This is a genomic window from Nocardia caishijiensis NBRC 108228, from assembly GCF_001612825.1.
Lineage (GTDB): Bacteria > Actinomycetota > Actinomycetes > Mycobacteriales > Mycobacteriaceae > Nocardia > Nocardia caishijiensis.
In genome coordinates this window covers 170474-189694 of the sequence record NZ_BDBE01000029.1, presented here as the reverse complement: position 1 = coordinate 189694, position 19221 = coordinate 170474, and the positions used below count along the sequence as shown (strand labels likewise).

Here is a 19221-nt window from a genome sequence, read left to right as displayed (position 1 = left end):
ACCTCGAAATCCTTGCGGGCATGGAATGGCCCGAGGGCAACGAAGACCAGATGTGGCAGCTCGGTGAGGACTGGCGTACCGCCGCCGCCGAGCTGGAAAAGGTCATCAGCGATGTCGAGGCGGCGAAGGCCGCCTCCATCAAGGCGTATCCGGCCGGTGACGGATATACCGAGATGGTCAATTCGTTCGACAGCCTGCTTCGTTCCGGTGGTGATCCCAAACAAGACCGGTCGCTGAAAACGCTGGCCAAGTATTTCCGGGAAACCGGCGACGGCACCTACGACGCCGGTACCGAAATCGAATACGCCAAGCTGATGTACATTTCGTCGCTGGCATTGCTGGCGGCGGAGATGGCGGCCTCGTTCGCGGCTGGTCCTTTCAAACTCGGACTCGATGCGCTGGCAATCGGTGCGACTCGTATCGCCGTGCGCCTCATCGCGAATCGGTTGCTCGCCTCGATTATTCGCGCGGTCGGCAGGATTGCCGCGAATGCGGTGGTGAAATTCGTATTCCGGCACATCATGATCGATACCGTCATCGGTACGATGCAGGAATTCGCCATTCAGCAGCATCAGGTGAACCAGGGGCATCGCGACAAGGTCAATTGGAACCAGGTCGGTCTCACCGCGCTGAGTTCGGCGGCAGGCGGCGCCGTGGCGGGGCCGTTGGCCGGTCTCATCAACAAGCGTTTGATGCGCGGGGTGGACAATCCGTCGTGGGCGCGGCAGTACATGAACAGCCAGATCACCGGTATCTCCGCCGGTTTGGCGGGTGCCCTCGCCGGGTACGCGGTCACCGTTCCGTTCGGTGCGGGCCCGTTCGACTACCGGATGTTGACGGCGGGTGGCCTCAGCGGCTCGTTGACGGGTGCGGCGCGGACCTCCGGTAGTCACGCCTGGCAAAAGGGTGCGCCGGTGCTGTCGAGTCGCCCCGACCTCGCGACCCGGATGAACAGCCTGTTCGGTGATGTGGGCGGGCCGAGGGTCGGTGCCGATCCCACGGGGACGGGTGCGAACCCCGGGGCCGGGACCGGTGGTGGGTCGAACTCGCCGAGCCGGGCGGGCGTGGCCGGAGACGGGTCGAGCAGTCCCGGCTCGCAGACTCGGCCTGCCGCCGCGAGCAGTGGGAATCAGGCGGCTTCGCAGTCGTCGGGTTCTGGTGGGACGCAGAGCAATTCGAGTACTTCGGCGCAGAGCGAGTCCGGTTCGGGTGGTGGCGGCGCCCGTTCGCAGGAGGGTAGTTCCTCCGAGTCGGATAGTGCCGCGTCGAGTGATCGGTCTTCGTCGGGTGAGAGTTCGTCGAGCGATCGTTCGACTTCGGGGGAGTCGTCGAGCGACAAGTCGTCGAACGGGGAGAGCGGGTCCGGCGACCGTTCCTCTGCCGGTGAGTCCGATCGTGGCGCCGGGATTGCCGGGGAGAACGGCACGCAGAACGGCGGTTCGTCCTTTGCGGGCGATCCGAATATCGCTGCCGCACAACAGAATGGTGCGCTGTCGGGTGGTGCGCCCGTCGGTGCTGACGGTGTCGCGGGCACGCCGCAGGCAGCGGCTCCGGTGGGCGCGGGCGCTCCTGCCGCAGGCGCCCCGACGGCTGCCGCTCCGGCGACTGCCGCTGCTCCCGCCGCAGGTGCCCCCGCCGCCTCGGCTCCCGCCGCTTCGCCGTCCCAGTCCAGCCCCACTTCCGGCGACACCCGCTCCGCGGGCGGCAGCGAACCGCGCACCCAGGGCGCCAAGCCGGACGCCACCCCCAGCCGCGCAGGTGTCGCGGATTCGACCCCGGCGCCCAGCGCGGGCGATCCGACGGTCCACGCCGCGCCCACCGGTGAGCAAGTCCACCAAGCTAATTCACGCCAGTCGGAGACGGACACTCTGCAGGTGACGGGCGATCCGGGACTTCCGGACGCGGGACCCGCACCCCGGGCGGGCGCGCCGGACGGGCCCGGCATGCCGCGCTCCGGGGATGCCGACAACGCCACTCCGCGCACCGGCTCGCCCGAGGGCAACGGTGCGCCGCCGCGCGCGGGTACGCCCGACGCTGACGGGACTACCCCTCGTACAGGTGAGTCCGATGGTGATGGTGCCCGGCCTCGCGTGGGTGAGTCCGACACCCGGCCGCGTGCGGATGAGTCCGACACGGACGCGATGCACCCTCGCTCGGACGAAGGCGACGGTGCGCGGCCGCGTGTGGGTGATTCTGATGCGGACGCGCCCGCTCCTCGCGCGGGTGATGGGGACGGGACCAGGCCTCGTGCGGGTGAGTTCGATGGTGACGGTGCGCGGCCGCGTGCGGATGAGGCCGATGGCGATGGTGCACGGCCGCGTACAGGCGAGGCGGATGCGGACGCGCCCGCTCCTCGAGCGGGTGATGGTGAGGGTGACCGAACCAGGCCCCGTTCAGGCGATTCCGACGGCGCTCGCCCGCGTGTGGGTGATTCTGATGCGGGCGCTCCTGCTCCGCGCGCGGGCGACGGTGAGGGTGACGGGACCAGGCCTCGTGCAGGTGAGTCCGATGGTGACGATGCGCGGCCGCGTGCGGATGAGTCCGATGGTGATGGTGCACGCCCGCGTATAGGTGAGTCGGATGCGGACGGGCCCACACCTCGTGCTGGCGATGGAGACGGCATCAGGCCGCGCGTGGGAGAGTCCGATGCGGACGCGCCCGCTCCTCGTGGTGGTGAGGGTGACGGCACCAGACCTCGGGCGGGTGAGGCCGATGAGGACGGGGATGCGAGTCGGTCGGATGACGGTCTGCTTGTTGTTCCTCTGGTCGGGGGCGACGGGGACGGGCGGCCGGGGCGCCGGACGGCGGATGGAGATGGTTCGAGGCGTCGGGATGCGGACGGTGACTCGACTCCGGATCCGGATGGGGATGCCCCGCAGCGAGATTCCGATGACGATCGGCCGAAGAATCCCGCGCAGGAGGCGTTGCGCGAGATCAAGGAGGCCACGGGAACGAGGCGGATCAAGCCGCCCAAGGGGCCGGTCGGGGAGGCCGGGATGTCGCTGCGCGATATCGAGGCCGCCGCCGGTGGGCGGATGCACGAGTTCCCGGCGGGCACTGCCGACCAGCCGAGGCACCAAGGTGTCGCCGACGAGTTGGTGCGGATGGCCGAGGGGCTGAGTGCGCGCGATATCGCGAAGGGGAAGTTGCCACGCGCCCTCGTTGTCGCCGAACACGTGGTGAACGGTCGCGGTGTCGGCGCCGATGCCTACGTTCTCACCGTGCGCCCCAACGACGACGGCGGCTTCGATGTGGTCCCCTCCGGCACCCGCCCGGATACCGTTGTACCGAGCGAAGCACGCAACGTGACGGCTGTCCTGTTCAACGGCAACGGAAAAGCCGTGCGCCCCAGCGGTTCCGACTCCCGCGTGCGCCCGGCCCACGAGCGGACGATCTACACCCGCGAGGGCACGATCGAAGGCCGTCGCGACGGCGAGACCCCCAAGCAGCACAACTGGCGCATCCGCGCCGAACGCTCCGACCAACTCGCCACCCGCGAAGCCGACCGCGCCGCCGCCCTCCGCGCCCTCATCGCCGCCGGTGGCGACACCCTCGACAGGGACACCCGCAAGAACCTCATCCGCGAGGCCAAACGCGCCGAATGGGACGCGAACAACTTCCGCAAGAACGCCAACGCCCAATGGAAGGTCATCGGCGGCCGCCCCGAAACCCCGTCCCCCCGCACGCCGGACTCCACTCCGGTACGCACGCCGGATTCGAACTCCGCTCCAGCACGCACGCCGGATTCGGACTCCACACAGCCTCGGACGCCGGACTCCGATTCCGCTCCGGCACGCACGCCGGACGCGGACTCCACACAGCCTCGGACGCCGGACTCCGACTTTACTCCGGCGCGCACGCCGGACTCGGACTCGACTCAGGCGCGAACCCCGGACTCCCCGGCCAACGTGGACTCGGACGCTACGCCGCCGCGCACCTCGGATTCAGATGTGCCGCCGGTACGTTCCTCGGAGCCCGAGGAGCCGCCGGTTCGCCCCTCGGACGCGAACACAACTCCGCTGCACAGACCGGACTCCGATACGACGCCCGCGCCTGACTCGGATGCGTCACCGCCACGCAGGCCAGTCAGCGATGCCACTCCATCGCGCGCCGCTGATGGGGATGTGGGCCTTGCGCGGACACCCGAGGCCGCAGGTCTTCCTCCGCGCACCGCAGAATCGGATCCGGCGCAGCAGCGCAACCGGGGCACCGACAATGCTCGCCCGCGTATCGCGGATGCCGACAACGCGGCTCCGCGTCGCCCCGAGGTGGACACCAACCGGCAGCTCGACGGCGAATCCACCGTCCCGCGCCGCGATGCCCCCGCCGCCGCGGCTCAGCGCACGCCCGGGGCCGAACGGCAGCGCACGCCGGAAACCGAATCGCAGCGCGCAGCCGACAACACCGCACCGCAGCGCGATTCGGACGTGGACCGCATGCGGCGCGGTCCCGAAACCGACGGAACCGATTCTCCGGCAAGGACTTCGGATTCGACGGGGCGCGATCGCGAGGTCGACGGTTCGGTGCGGCCGGAGGACGTTCGGGATCTCACGCGGCGTCCACCGCTGGACGAGACCCCCGACTTCCTCGCCGAGTCCGACGACATCGAGGAAGGGCTGGAGAACGACGTCTATCAGTCGGCCGACGGCAAGTGGCACCATGTGCTCGACCCGGCGGGGACCTTCCGCGATGTCAATTTCCGGTTGCACGATGCCAACGGGTTCTGTCGTGATCCGCTCACCAGCAGTGAGTTCCGGTATCTCGCCCAGGAGGGCCCCAAGCGCACCTACACCGTCGCCGATGCCGAGATCGCCCGGCAGATGGCCGATATCGCGGCCGACCGCGCGGTGGTGCAGAAGCGCAGCGATGACGCGCTGAAGATCGTCAACCGGCTGTCGAGCGAGTTCGGCGTGGCCAAGCTCGGCGATATCGCCAGCTCGCAGAAGCTGGACAAGGTCGTCGCCGAGCAGCGGCGCAAGCTCGAGGACGCCTACGACGACCTACAGCGCGACCTGGCGGACCGCCCGGACGATCCTGCGCTGGCGCACCGCGAGAACGAGATCATCGAAAAGCTCGACCGGCTCGATGAATTCGAACGAGCCGCGGCCGAATTCAATCGGTTGCGTCCCCAACTCGTGGCCCACTCCAAGGCGTTGGGCGAGCTCGCTGCCCGCGCGTTCGGTCTCGACCCGACCGAATTCCCCGGTGCGGTACTGCTGTCGCCGTTCGAAGGGGATATCGACGGTCGCCCGGTGATCGACGGCGCGAACGTGCTCGACGTGGTCGTCTACGTGCCGGGAACAGACGGCGCGCCGCCCGCGCTGATCTCGCACGAGGCCAAGGGTGTCGGCTCGACACTCGGCGGCTCGAAAGTCGCCAGCGCGCAACAGGGTTCGCCCGAGTACTACCGTCGCACCCTGCGCATCGACAACAACCTGCACCGTATCCTCGCCGAGACGCCCGAGCAGATGCGTCAGCGCGACATCGATCCAGATTCGGTCGAGGGACAGGCGCTGATCCGCGCCAGGAACGACCTGCTCGAGGCCCACCGTGCGGGCACGCTGCGTTTGGAGTACCACCATGTGCACGCCGACCGGAACGGCAAGGTGACGGTCAGCGAGTTCGATCTGGTGCGCGACGGCACCCTCGTCCGGATGGACAACATCGGGGGATTCGATTCGCCCACACTGCGATCCGATGCCGACGACAGCGTGCCGCGCGGCGAGGACGACGCGCCGGTCCGTCCCACCGATCCGGACGAGGCCGCGCGCTTCGACGCCGATCAACTCGGTGCCCCCGATGCCGACGAATGGTCGAATCGCAGCCCCGAGGAGGTCGGTGAACGCCTGCGGGATCATCTGCGCCAGGTCACCGGCAATCCCGAGTTCGAGGTGTTCGGCTTCGACTCCGACGTCGTGAACCCGGAGGTGGCGCGCGAGTACGCCCGCGCGATGGTCGACCTGTTCGACCGCAACCCCACCGTCGACCTGCGCCGGGTCGGCATCGGCGAGTTGCCTGCGGGGGTGATCGGCCTGTCGCAGCCGAGGATCGACCCGGCGACGGGTCGGCTCTACACCGAATCCATCGTGCTCAGCCGTGACCACGCGCAGAGCGCGGAGTACTTCCGGCAGCGGATGCAGATCGGTGTCGACAACAACCGCTTCGCGCCCGAGGTGCTGCGGCGACCGGTGTACGCGGTGCTCGCCCACGAGTACGGGCACGCGCTCGACTACGCCGGTCAGCAGAGTGCCCGCCATCAGGCCGAGGACGTGCTCACCCAGCGCTACGCCGACGACACCACCCGCGACCCGGCCCAGTCCTACGAGGACTGGCTGCGGCAACTCAGCGGCTACAGCTTCGACGGCGACGGCAGATTGCGTCCCGGGGAGGCCGTGCCGGAGGCTTTCGCGGCGCAGATGCTGCGCACCCTCGGCGGCGACGACACCAGTCCGGAACCGGTCCGCGCCCTGCACGATCTGGTCACCGACATCGCCGCGCGCCCACCGGAATCGGTCACCTGGCCGCTGTCGGAGGACGCCGAGCGCGCCGCCGAACCCGACGACATACCCGACCGCGCCGACCGCGACATCCTCGTCGACCCGATCGAGGACGAATGGTCCGATCGTTCCCCGGCCGAAGTCGGCGAGCGCCTGGCCGAGCGGATCCGCGAGATCACCGGGCGCGATTTCCGCACATTCGGGTTCGACCAGCCCGGTGTGCATCCGGCGATGGCTCGCGAACTGGCTCGCGCCATGGTCGACATGCACACGCGCTACCCACAGGTGGATGTGCGCAGCGTCGGGATCGGCGAGACCGGGCCGGGTGAGATCGCCCGCGCGGCCTCCGAACCCGACCCGAGGGGCGGCAGGCGCACGGCGTCGATCACGTTCAGCCGTCAGTACTTCGCGAACAATCCCGGACTGTTCGAGAACCTGGTGCGCAACAGCAAACCCGGTTTCTACACGCCGAGCATGTGGGAGCGGCCGGTCTACGGGTTCGCGGTGCACGAGTTCGGACACGCCCTCGATTACGCGGGCGACGCCGACCGCACCCGTAAGCGCGCGGGGGTCGACCTGTTCAACCACTACTTCCGCAACGACCTCGGCGCACCCGACACCGCGTCCTACAACCGCTGGCTCGCGGGCGAACTCAGCGGTTACAGCATGACGGGCAGGCCGCCCGTGCTCAATCCCGGTGAGGCGCTCGCGGAAGCGTTCCGGGAGATGGAAGCGACCCGCGACGCGAACGGCACGCTGCATCCGGAACGGGTGAGCCCAGCCGTTCGGGTGATGTACAACCTGCTGGCCGACGCGGCGGGCGTGCCCCGTGCCGACGCGATGACGGTGGACCGCGGCGCCGACGACATGCAATTGCGTCCACCGTGGGAGGACGACGCCCCCGACCCCTACGACCTCGGTGCGCCGAAAGACGACGAATGGTCGAATCTCTCGCCCGAACAGGTGGGCGATCGCCTGCGCGACGTGCTCCGCGACGCCACCGGCAACCAGGACTTCGACGTGTTCGGCTTCGACCTGGTCGGCCTCGACCCCTCGGTGGTCCGCGAATACGCGCGGTCGATGATCGAGCTGTACACCGCGTTCCCCCATACCGACCTGCGTGCGGTCGGTATCGACGATCTGGACCCGGGTGTGCTCGGCCAGACGGCGCGGACTCCTGACCCGGCCACGGGGCTGCCCTACACCGCCATCACCCTCGGCTACGACTACGCGGTCAGTGCCGCGCGGTTGCGGGCGGCCATGCAGGAGTCGGTCGGCACCGGCCACTTCCACCCGAGCGTGCTCGACCGGCCCGTGTACGCGATCGCCGCGCACGAATACGGTCATGCCCTCGACGCGGCCGGGCGGCTCGCGGCTCGGCGAGAGGCCGACGAGACGCTCGACCACGCGTTCCACGACAACCCGGACGGGTACCCCGATCCGGACTCGTGGCGTCGCCAGCTCTCCGGCTACAGCCGCAGTGGCCCCGACGGGAGATTGAACCCGGGCGAAGCACTCGCCGAGGCGTTCACGCAGGTGCTCATGGTCGGCCGCGACCAGGCCAGCGGGCCCGCCCGCGCGCTCTACGACGTATTGATGCGGGAGGCGCGGAACCCGACCGGCGACTACGTGCACCAACTGCCCGAACAGGGCTCCGACCACATGGAACTACCCGGCGAGGGGAATTCAGACCGGTCGGACCCGGACGGCTCCGAGCCGGACCGCTCACAGTCGGAGGCGGGACAGCCCGACCCAGCGGAACCGAAACCAGGGCGACCCGACCGCTCGGAGCCGGAGGCTGGGCAGCCGGATCGTTCCGAACCGGAGGCTGGGCAGCCGGACCGTTCGCGCCCGGAGAGCGAGCTGCCCGCCGCGCGCGACGGTGTGCACACGGGTCAACCACGCACCGACCCCCCGTCGGATTCGTCGCGTACGAACAACACCCCCGAGGAGCCGCCCCGGCGACGCCGGTGGTGGCGTTCGGAGCAACCGGCCCTCCCGGCTGAACCGGAACGCCGTGTGTTCGTCGACATCGACGGCGAACAGGTGCTCGTCCCGCTGTATCGCGGTGACGACGGTGTCTGGCGGGTGGCTCCGCAACAGGACTCCCTGCGCCAGGCCGAGCCGAGGTCGTTCCTGAAGCGCGCGCTCCACCAGCTGAACAACCATTTCCCGATCCTCAAGCAGCCGTCCGGCGCACCGAATATCGGCGACAGCGCGGGCCAGGCCGCGATCCGTGACGGGGTTGTCGGTATCGCCGACATGATCACCAACCCCGCTTCGCCGCCGTCGACCAACCCTGGTCCGACCGCCGAGCCCGGTCCCGACCCCACTTTCCTGCGGATCGGCCAGCAACTCCCGGTCTGGATCCAGAACCGCGAGCACATTCCGCTTTTCGGCAGGATGTCTGGACGAGTGCGGAGTTCGGGTGGCGCGTATCCGGCGATGCGCAACGAGGACGGGTCCGAATATCGTCCCGAGCTCAGCGACGCCGACGCCGACCTGGTGCGCAGGCAGATCATCAGCGACCTGCGGGTCGATCGCATCACCCCCGAGGACGCACGCAACGATCTGCTCGAGGCTTTCGAGCACGCCGGACGTGGCCAGCGCGCGCGCATCCTGCGCGACATGGTCGCCAACGACCTGCTCACCCAGAGCGAAACCGACGAACTGCGAAACCGGCCGCAGCCCGATCCGCTGCCGCCGCTGCCGCCGCCCGTCGATCCGCCACCGCCCGGCGGCGAAACGCTGCGCGAGATGTTCGATCGGCTGCTCGGTGTCGACGTCGCCGACGAACCTGGCGCGCTGCACCGGGAAATCGACCGGCAGCAGTACATGGTGATGCGGCAGACCGCGGCCATCGTCGGACTCGGCGACGCCTTCATCCGTGCGCACACCGAGCAGAACGCGCCCTACACCGCCGCCGATGGCCGATCGCAAGCTCCGGTCCGGTTCAGCGGACGGGTGAGCATGATCGACCAGAACCCGATGGGCCGATTCCTCATCGAATTCCTCACCGCGTTCGGTCGCGACCCCAGCCTGCTCGACTCCACTCGGATCGACAACGGCGCCGAACCACTGCCGATGTTCGGCGACGCCGAGGCGCTCGGACGCGATCAAGGTCTGCGCGACTTCTTCGTGCACGCGCTGCGTCGTGATCAACTGGCCCACGAATTGGACACGTGGGCAGGCACATTCGGGCTCGGGCCGCACCAGCTCACGCCGGACACCGTGGACGCGTTCGTCCAGCGGCTGTTCGAGATCAATCAGATCCGGGCCGAGCGGCTCGCCGAACTGGTCGCGGCGGTGCAGGATCGGCTGCCACCGCCGGACACCGACGGGCCGACCCTCGGCGAGCCGGTTCGCGACCAGGTCGCGCGGCTGCCCGGCGGTGACGGTGCGCCCGACCGGCTCGTCATCACCGACGGTGCGCGCGATCGCGACCAGGTTCTCGCCGATGTGCTTGCCTCCCAGCCGGATCTGGCCGCGCAGATCCGCGACGGGCATCTGGTGGTCGACTACCGCAAGGTGCTCACCGACTTCCGTGGGCAGACCCACCTCGAACCGGTCGACACACCGCGGGTCCGCGACCACACCGAAACCGTCGACGGACGCGATGTGCGGATCACCCTGCTGCGTGACGGCGACGGCGCGTGGCGCCCGATCATCGGTTCGGAGGTGGTTCCCGGCGACGGTGTGACGGTGCGCCGCACCCGCGAGCAGATGCTCGCCGACCTGGTCGACCTGGCTCGCGACCTCCACCTCGGGCCCGGCGACCTGCTGCCAGCCGATATCGATGAGCGGATCGCCGAACTCAAACTCGACAACGCGGTGCGCGCCGCGCAGGTCGAGGGTCTCGCCGACTTCCTGCGCACCGGAAACCTCGTCGAGGACTTCCACACCGTCACCAACGCGCGCGGTCGACTCGCCACCGCACTCGGCCTGACCCAGGAACAGATGACCGCGGGCACGCTCGGCGAGCTGCTCGCCGACCCGTCTCGGCGGCGCGCCCTGCGCGCGCAGAATTTCGACGACCTCGAGCGCTACGTCGGCAGCCTTCGCGAAATCGACACCAAGGCGATCGACGCCGCGCGTCAGCGGCTGGCCGACCGCCTCGTGCCCGACAGTCATATCCATCCGGCGCACCGGCACGACTCGCTGCCCGCCGACGAACGTCCGGCGACGACCGAGCGGCCGACCCGTAAGCAGAAGCGACTCGCGCGGTTCGCCGATCTCGCCGGGGTGGATCATCGGGTCGCGGCGTTGCTGCCGCCGGGCAGGGTGCCGCGGCCGGGCGGGCACCCGGACGACGACAAGGTCTTCGCCCTCGACCCCAAGGGTTTGAGCGCGAAGAAGCTGCTCGAGCTGGTGCGGATGCACGAAAAGCAGGGCAACGGCGAGTTGGTTCGCGAGGCGCTCACCGAATTCGCCAGGGCGCTGCGCGACATCGACCACTATTCGGTCGCGCCGAAGGACAGCAAGAATGTCGTCCTGTCGGATGACACGCGGTCGGACGGCAACGAGATCGCCGACCCGAGGCTCGTCCGCGAGTCGATGCCGCTGCAAGGGCCCGACAGCATCAACGCCATGCGCCGGGTGATCGCCGACGCGCTCGGCAGTGTCGACGTGGCGGACTTCGCTCGCGCGGTCGCCGAGGCTGCCGGCACCCTCGATCTGACCGTTCCCGGTGACGTCGGGAATACGAACCGGCCCTCGGCGAGCCGCGATTGGGCGCGACTCGTCGGTGTCGACCTGGCCGGTGCGAACGGCGCGACCTACGCCAAGATCTACGAGGCCTTCCGCGACGGCAAGATCGAAAAGCACGAAGGTCTCAAGCCTGCGCAGATGGCCGCGGAGGTCCGGGCCTTGCGCAACGAGATCGCCGAGCGCGCAGCCAAACTCACGGCGTTGCGCCAGTTGGTGCACGACTACTTCGGTTCGTTCGACAACCACCTCGGCGGGGCGCCGGGCGACACTACGCCGCCACCGCGCACCCAGCCGCCCGGCGAGGGCGCGCAGCCACAACGGCCGGATGTGGTGGTGCCGGGCGAGAGCGAGCCCGGACAACGCAATTCCGATGAGCCGTCGGAGGGGCCTGGTCCCGAGAACGGTGGGGCGGGGAAGCCGCCCGGGCGGCCGCCTCGGACGTCGTCCGATGAGCCGGAAGATGCCGGGCGCGAGGACGATCCGTTCGACGACGCGGGCCGCCGAGAATTCGCGGCAACGGATGCGGTGTTCGATCGCCACGACGAGGCCGCCGATGCGCGCCTCGCGGAGACGCTCGAGCGGTTGACCGAGATTCAGCGGGAACTCGAGCAGGCACTGGACGAGTCCTCCGCACCGCGACCCGACGAGTCCGCTCCCACACCCGAGCCGCAAACCCGGCCGACGGCGGACAGCCGCATCCGCGACATCCTCGACGAGATCACCCAACTGCGCCGCGAACTCGACGATCGCTCCGTCGACACCGAACTGGACCGCGAACAACTCGCCGCCGACCTCCTGGCCAAGGCCAGAACCCTGCACCTGGAACAACTCCTGGACCGAACCCGCCAGGAAATCGCCGCCAAGTTCGACGAACTGGACCGCCGCGACGAAGACGGCCCCGACGAAGACGGCCTCCCAGCGTCCCCCGACCCCACCCCCTCCAAACCCCCGTCCACCCCCGGCGCGGTTCACCAACCGACCCCCAGCCCAGCTCCGCCGATGCCGTCGGCGCCCCCGATGCCGTCCGCTCCGCCGATGCCGTCGGCACCGCCGATGCCATCGGCACCCCCGATGCCATCGGCACCCCCGATGCCGTCCGCTCCGCCGATGCCGTCCGCTCCGCCGATGCCGTCCGCTCCGCCGATGCCGTCGGCGCCCCCGATGCCGTCGGCACCGCCGATGCCGTCCGCTCCGCCGATGCCATCGGCACCCCCGGCTCCATCGACACCGGCGTCCTCGCCGACCTCGCCTGTGCCGCAGGTACCTTCTTCACCGTCTCGAGCGCCTTCCGTACCAGATGGGCCGTCGTCACCGGAGTCACCCTCGACGCCTGACGCTCCGGCATCCCCGCCGCCACCGCCGACTCCGTCTGCGGGCACCTCGGATTCGGGGGACAGCTCCGCGGCGCGCAGTGGCGATCCGTTGCGTGATGTGGCCGAGTTCCTGCGCGAGCAGCGCGATCTTCCGGGGCAGCGGGATGCGGCGCCGTTGTCGGAAGAGGCGGCTTCGTATGCGCGGGCGCTGGGGGAGGCGCTGGGGCTGGGGGAGCGGTTCTCCGGGTTGCGTCAGCCGTTGGCGGCGTTGGCCGACCTCGCCGAGTTGGCGCGGGCCCGTGGGTTCCTCGACGACGTCGACGGGCCGTCCATGCGGTACCCCGCCGACTTCGGTCCGCTGTCGGACACCGAGGTCTACGGTGACGAGCAGTACTGGCTCACCGAGGCCGACGACGCCGCGTTGAGCGAGGTTCAGGACGATCTGCGGCGCGCGGGTCTGCCGGTGGACGAGCCGTCCACGCCGACACCGCAGCTGCCGCCCGTCGAGGGCGCGCCGATCCTCGCGTCGGCCCCGACCCGCACGGCCGACCAGGTGCCCACGCCCGAATCGGTCGAGCAGACCCGGGAACGACTGGTCCGCCAGTTCGGTCTCGGCGACGCCGATCTCGCTCGCCTCGGCGACACCGTAGCCCACCTGCGGTATCGAAACGTGTTGCGCGCGGCCATGGTCGAGGCGATGACGGCGGCGGCCGACCGCGTCGCCGGAATCAGCGATCCCGCCTTGCGCGCCCAAGCCGAAGGCGCGCGAGACGGCTGGGCTCGCAGGCTTCGCGTCGATCCCGACACGCTCGCCCGCGACCCGGACAGCGCGATCGCCGATGCCCGCGCCGAGGTCCGCCGCGAGGCGAACGACATCCTCGACCTCGCCGACGCGGTGCGGGTCACCGACGACAGCCGCTACAACATCCGGGTCGACGGCGACCGGGTGCCCGCGCGGCTCGTGCCCGACGGTGACTCGCGCTGGCGGGTCGAAGAGGCCGAACGCCTGGACCCGCCCGCCGCGTCCCCTGCCCGCACCGCCGACGAACCCGCCCCGCGCAAGTCGCTGCTGCGCCGCCTGTGGGACGCCGTGAACTTCGGATACGAGGGCCATACGCCCAAGTACCCGTCCGGTTCCGGCATCGACAGCGCGGGACAGTCGGTGCTCGGCCACCAGGCGGGTCTGCCGCTCACCAGCCAGCGCGATCCGAGTCCGGCGCCGGGTGACGAATACGATGTCCTGAGCACCAAGTTCAGCCCGGTGCGCATCCTCAAAGAAGCCATCACGATGTGGCGCAGCCGCGAGCTGGTGCCGTTCTTCAAGCGCCTCACGTCGCGGATCGCCGACCAGGCGGCCCCGGACAACCGTCCGCCGACCCTGCGTGACGGCTCCGAATACCGGTACGCCCTCGACGAAGCCGACCCGGATCTGGTCCGCCGGGAACTCGGTGTCGAACTCGAGGATCTGAAGCGGCAAGCCGATGCCGAGGCCCGTGAACTCGCCGCGGGCAGGCAGACCCCGGAGTTGACGGCGCAGCCGGAAACCCTCCCCGAGGGCGCGGAAGTCGCTCGCTCGACCGCCGAGATCGACAGCTGGACAAGAGAACTCCGCGAAGCGGCGGCGGTGCGCGACGACCTGGCCGACCTGCTCACCGACGCGGCCGACGACCTGGAGGTCACCCTCGGCGACCCGACGCCGGAGAATGTGCGCCGCGCGCTCGACCAGATCCGCTACCAGCAGCTGCGCCGCATCGGTGCGCTCACCGGTATGGCCGAGGCCGCCCGCCGCTTCGCCGCCGAACACCAGCGCATCCCGTTCAGTGACGAGATCAACTTCTTCGACGCCGACCCGATGACTCGGTTCCTGATCGAAGTGGTCCGCGCCAACCAGGGCGACCCGACCCTGCTGAACTGGCAGGGCGTGAACAACGGTGGTGAGCCAGGCCGCGACTGGGGCGACCTCGCCTACTCCGATCAGCCGGGCCTCGACCAGGGCCTGCGTGAGTACTTCGAGAATGCGTTGCGGCGCGACCAGATTCGCGACGAGCGCTCGGTGTGGGCACAGTTGCTGCAGACCGACCTGGCCGACTTGGACGCGGGTGACCTGCGCGACGTCTTCACCGCGGAAATGGATCGCATTCGTGAACACGACGCGCTGGCAACAGATTTCGCCCGCAACGCCGAAGCGTTCCTGCGCGCGCACAGCGAGGCGGCCGAACTCGCCGACCTGATCGGTGACATGGCAGCCCGAGATTGGGTGCTCTCACGCGGTGGTGCGATGCTCGACGACGGCACCGGAATCGGGCTCATCCCAGGCGATTCCGAGGGTTCGCTGCGGTTGGTCGTGCTCGACGGGCCGACGGGACACGATCGGGTGCTCGCCGATGCGCTCGGCCGCTACCCGGATCTCGCGCAGGCCGTCAACGACGGTGTGGTCGATGTGCGCTACCTCGGCACCGATGTGCGGCCCGGGCGGACCCACGCCGACGGGCAGGTGACTCCCGAACGCATCCTCGTGCTCGACCGAGGGCCGCGCGACGTGCGGCACTACAGCGGCGTGGTCGACGGCCGCTCGGTCGAGGTGACCGCCGTGAACGACGGTGCCGGGTGGCGGGTGGTCCCCGACGAACCGGTCGACAACGCGGTCGCGGCGATCGATCCCGATCGTGGGGCCGAACCTCGCTCGCCCGAGGAGATCCGCACGGCTGTCGACGATCTCGTGGATCGTCTCGGTATCACCGAGGCCGACCTGTCCTCGCCGCAGGCGCTGGCGGACAAGCTCGCCGCCCTGCGGGCCGAGAACGCGGTGCGCGCCGGCCAGATCGAAGCGATCATCGACTACGCCCGCACCGCCTGGGACATCGATACGTTCCATCAGGTCGAGGCCGCGCGACACCTGGTGTCGCACCGGCTCGGTCTCGACGCCGAGGCGATGACACCGCGCAGGCTCGCCGAGGAATTCGCCGACCAGCGGCAGCGCAACGCGCGCAGGCAGCAGCAGGCCGAGGCGCTGGTGAAGTACGCGAAGCAACTCAGCGGTGTCGATGCCGACCGGGTCGCCGCGGCGGACGACCGGCTCGTCCGACGGCTCGACGCGCTGCGCAGGCCGCCGGGTACCGACGAGCCGGTGGTGACCTCGATCAAGCAGCTGGGCGAGGCGGTGGCTGATCTGGTGCATCGCGACACTGTTCGTGACGAACTGGTCGACGCCCTCACCGACTACGCGGACGAACTCGCCGACATCGACCATTTCGATCCGCGCGCCCATGGCGACGACGCCGTGGACCCGCGGGTGCCCGACGCCGAATTCCCCGTGCACGACAAGGCGGTTCGGCATCTTCTCGACCTGGTCGGCGATCCCTCCGCGCTGGTCGACGTGCCCGAATTGCTCGGGCTGCTGGACGGTCGCACCGAGATCGCGCCCGGCCCGGATCGTGGTGCGAGCCGCGACTTCGTCCGCATCCTCGGTCTCGACCTCACCGACGCCACCGCCCAGCGCTGGGCCGAGGTCTACGAGATCTACCGCGACGGCAAGATCGACCAGCACGAACGCCTGACCCCCGAGCAACTCGCCGAGGTACAGGCCGAGCTGCGCGGTGAAGTGACACGCCGAGCCGCCGACCTCACCGACCTCACCGATCTGCTGAACCGTGCCGCCGACCTCGAGATGGAACGTCTCCTCGCGCACAGGGCCGAGGTCACCAGGGAACTGGCCGAAGCCGAAACCGCGCTCGGACAGGCGCGCCGGGGCCTCCCGATCAACGAGTCCGACCTGGTCGACCCCCGAACCCGCGCCGACGCCATCGCCGAACTGCGCTCCCGCACAATGCGTGTCGACGAACAACAGCCTTGGCAAGATCGGCTCACCGCACTGGAACAAGCGGGCCGACGCGTCGACGAGGCACGCGACACCCTGGCCGACCTCGACACCGCGCTCACCACCCCCGCTCACCTGCCACCCGGGACGCTCCCCGGGCGCTCCGCCCCGCCCGCGAACGAGCTGGGCGCAGGCGACCCCGACAACACGGCCCACGCCCCCTCCGCTCACCTGCCGCTCGGGACGCTCCCCGGAAGTTCCGCTCAACCTCCCGCCAACGAGTTGGGCGCAGGCGACCCCGACAAAACGGCGGCCGCACCGGATGGGCAGGTCGAGCGGGACGACAGCACGAACTCAGCGGAAGCAGTCGGTCCCACCGACCGCGCTCCTGTGGAGAACGGGCAGGTAGACGGGCCTACGAGTCTGGTTGTGGACGGCCGTGAGGCTGATGGCACCGGCAACGGTGACGTGGGCACTGTGCCGGTGGAGAACGGGCGTGATTCCGCCACGAACGAGTCCGGTTCAGACACTGCGGGCCGACCGGGTGTTGCGAATCGGCCTGTCGACATCGACTCCGGTGCGGAGGGGTCCGAGGCCGACGCCCGCAGTGATGACGGGTCTACTGCCGACCCCGATGCAAATGTTCCGGACAACGGCGATCCCAGCGAAGTTGAGTCCGTCGACGATGGTGCAGGCGCGAATCGGCCGCTCGGTGGCATTGCCAGGGATGCGTCCGTCGACCACGACTCCGACGCGGGTGGTTCGCGTGAGACCGGCGCCACAGACCCGAGCTCGAACGACCCCGGCAACCGGCAGTCCAGCACCAACGGTGCCGGAAACAACCCGGCTGACGGCGCAACCCGCTCCCCAGGCGACGGCGGCCACTCGGCCGATGCCACGCCGACCGACCCGACCCCCACACCTCCCTCGGCACGCCAGCCGACCAACCGCCCGGTCGGCCCCACCCGCTCCCGAATCCCGCACCCCCCGAAGGACTACGACTTCGACTTCCCCGTCCCCCCACCCATCTCCCCGACCCCACCCCTCGACTTCGACGTAACCCCCTCCGACCCCACCCCACCTGCGCCCCCAACCCCTCCTGCGCCGCCGACCCCGACCCCGCCGGGTGTGCCGACGCCGCCGGGTGTGCCGACGCCGCCGGGCGTGCCGGTTCCGCCGGGCGTGCCGGTTCCGCCGGGCGTGCCGGTTCCGCCGGGCGTGCCGGTTCCGCCGGGCGTGCCGACCCCGCCGGGCGTGCCGACCCCGCCGGGCGTGCCGACCCCGCCGGATGTGCCGACGCCGCCTGGTGTGCCGACGCCGCCTGGTGTGCCGACGCCGCCGGGCGTTCCGGTTCCGCCGGGCGTGCCGGTGCCGCCGGGCGTGCCGACGCCGCCTGGTGTGCCGGTTCCGCCGGATGCGCCGACCCCGCCGCTCCTTCCCATCCCTCCGGGTGTCCCCGCACCGCCCAGTGCGCCGACTCTGCCGGATTTGCCGGTGCCGCCGAACTTTCCGACGGCGCCGGATATGCCGGTGCCGCCGGGTGTTCCGGGCCGACCTGACTTCCCGATGCCGCCGGGAATGGGTAGTCCCTCGCAGCCAGATCTTCCGGGACCTCCGGATGCTTCGGACCCGCCTGGGATACCGGCGCCTCCGCATACGCCGACGCCTCAGATTCCGATGCCCCCGGACGCGCCGGATCAGCCTGTGCTGCCCGGTGTTCCGACGCCTGGGTTCGAGGTTCCGCCTGGCGTTCCGGGGTCATCCGATGGGTCGCACCTTCCTGATCCGGCGACCTCGGATGGTTCGAATGCATTGCGGCCGTGGCAGTCCGGAAGTTCTGGCGCCGCTGACGCGCCGGATTTCCTTCGGGGACTTCAGAGTCCGTCCTTCCGGGTGGATGGTTCGCCGAACCCGTGGGTACAACCGGGGTACGAAACGAACGGGTCGTTCGGAGCACGTTCGGGTGACGCCGGACCCGCGTCCGCGCAGTACCCTGCTTCCCCGCAGCTCGGCGCCGATCAAGGTCAGTTCCAGTACCCGGCCGGTCAGGACCGATCCGGCCTTCCGGCGAACGGTCAGACAGGGCTGCACCCGAACGTGCACGGGTCATCACAGAGCACGTCGCCCGAGTACCCGACTGCCCAGAGTCCGCAAGGGGGGTACCCGTCAGGGAACGGAAACCACCCGACCGCACAACCCATGTACGGGCAGCATCCTCAGGAATCGGGCCCGCAAGGACAGCCTCCTGCGGCTCCGGGTCCACAGGAATCAGGGCCGCGACCCCGGTACCCCGTGACGCAACCCCCGCTCGCCCAGTACCCGGGCGTCGGACAGCCACCCGCCGCCCCAACGGTGAACCAGCTGCCGTCCCACCCGACCCACACCCAAGAGCCCACGTTCGGCGTCCCACCTGGCATGCCGATGGCGGCGCCCCCGCCCGCCGCCGGAACGAACGGGCACTCCGCCCGCGGCTACTCGCGCGGCACCATCACCGACGGCCTGGTCGTACGACCCTTCGCCGGTTACGGTGTCCGTTCTCTGTTCGACCCGATCACCGGCGCCCTGCAAGCCGGGCAGTCGGCGGGCCGTGACAGCGGTGTCTACGGTGAGCTGAACGGGGTGAAGATGGTCTTCTACCGATCGATGGACGGGCTGGCCGTGCGGGTGGGTGACCGGACGTTCTCGCTCGAGGACGACACCCGGGTCGACTGGGGGACCGTCGCCTGGCGGACGAATCGGTTCGCCATCGTCATCGGCGATACTGTCGTCTGTGAGCTGATGTATCGGGCGCTGCCACCGGAGCTCGACCTCGGTGCCCACATCCGTGCGGTGGTGCACGACGATCAGCGCCGGACCACGATTTTCACCTGATGACGCTCAGGCCGCG

1 protein-coding gene is annotated in these 19221 nt (G+C 69.9%); it reads left to right on the top strand.

All coding sequences use genetic code 11. The features are described 5' to 3' along the window. Positions 1 to 20: 20 nt before the first annotated feature. Positions 21 to 19205: a WXG100-like domain-containing protein gene (locus NC7_RS12245; RefSeq protein ID WP_157101957.1), complete on the top strand. Its 19185-nt coding sequence runs from the start codon at positions 21 to 23 to the stop codon at positions 19203 to 19205. Positions 19206 to 19221 lie beyond the last annotated feature (16 nt).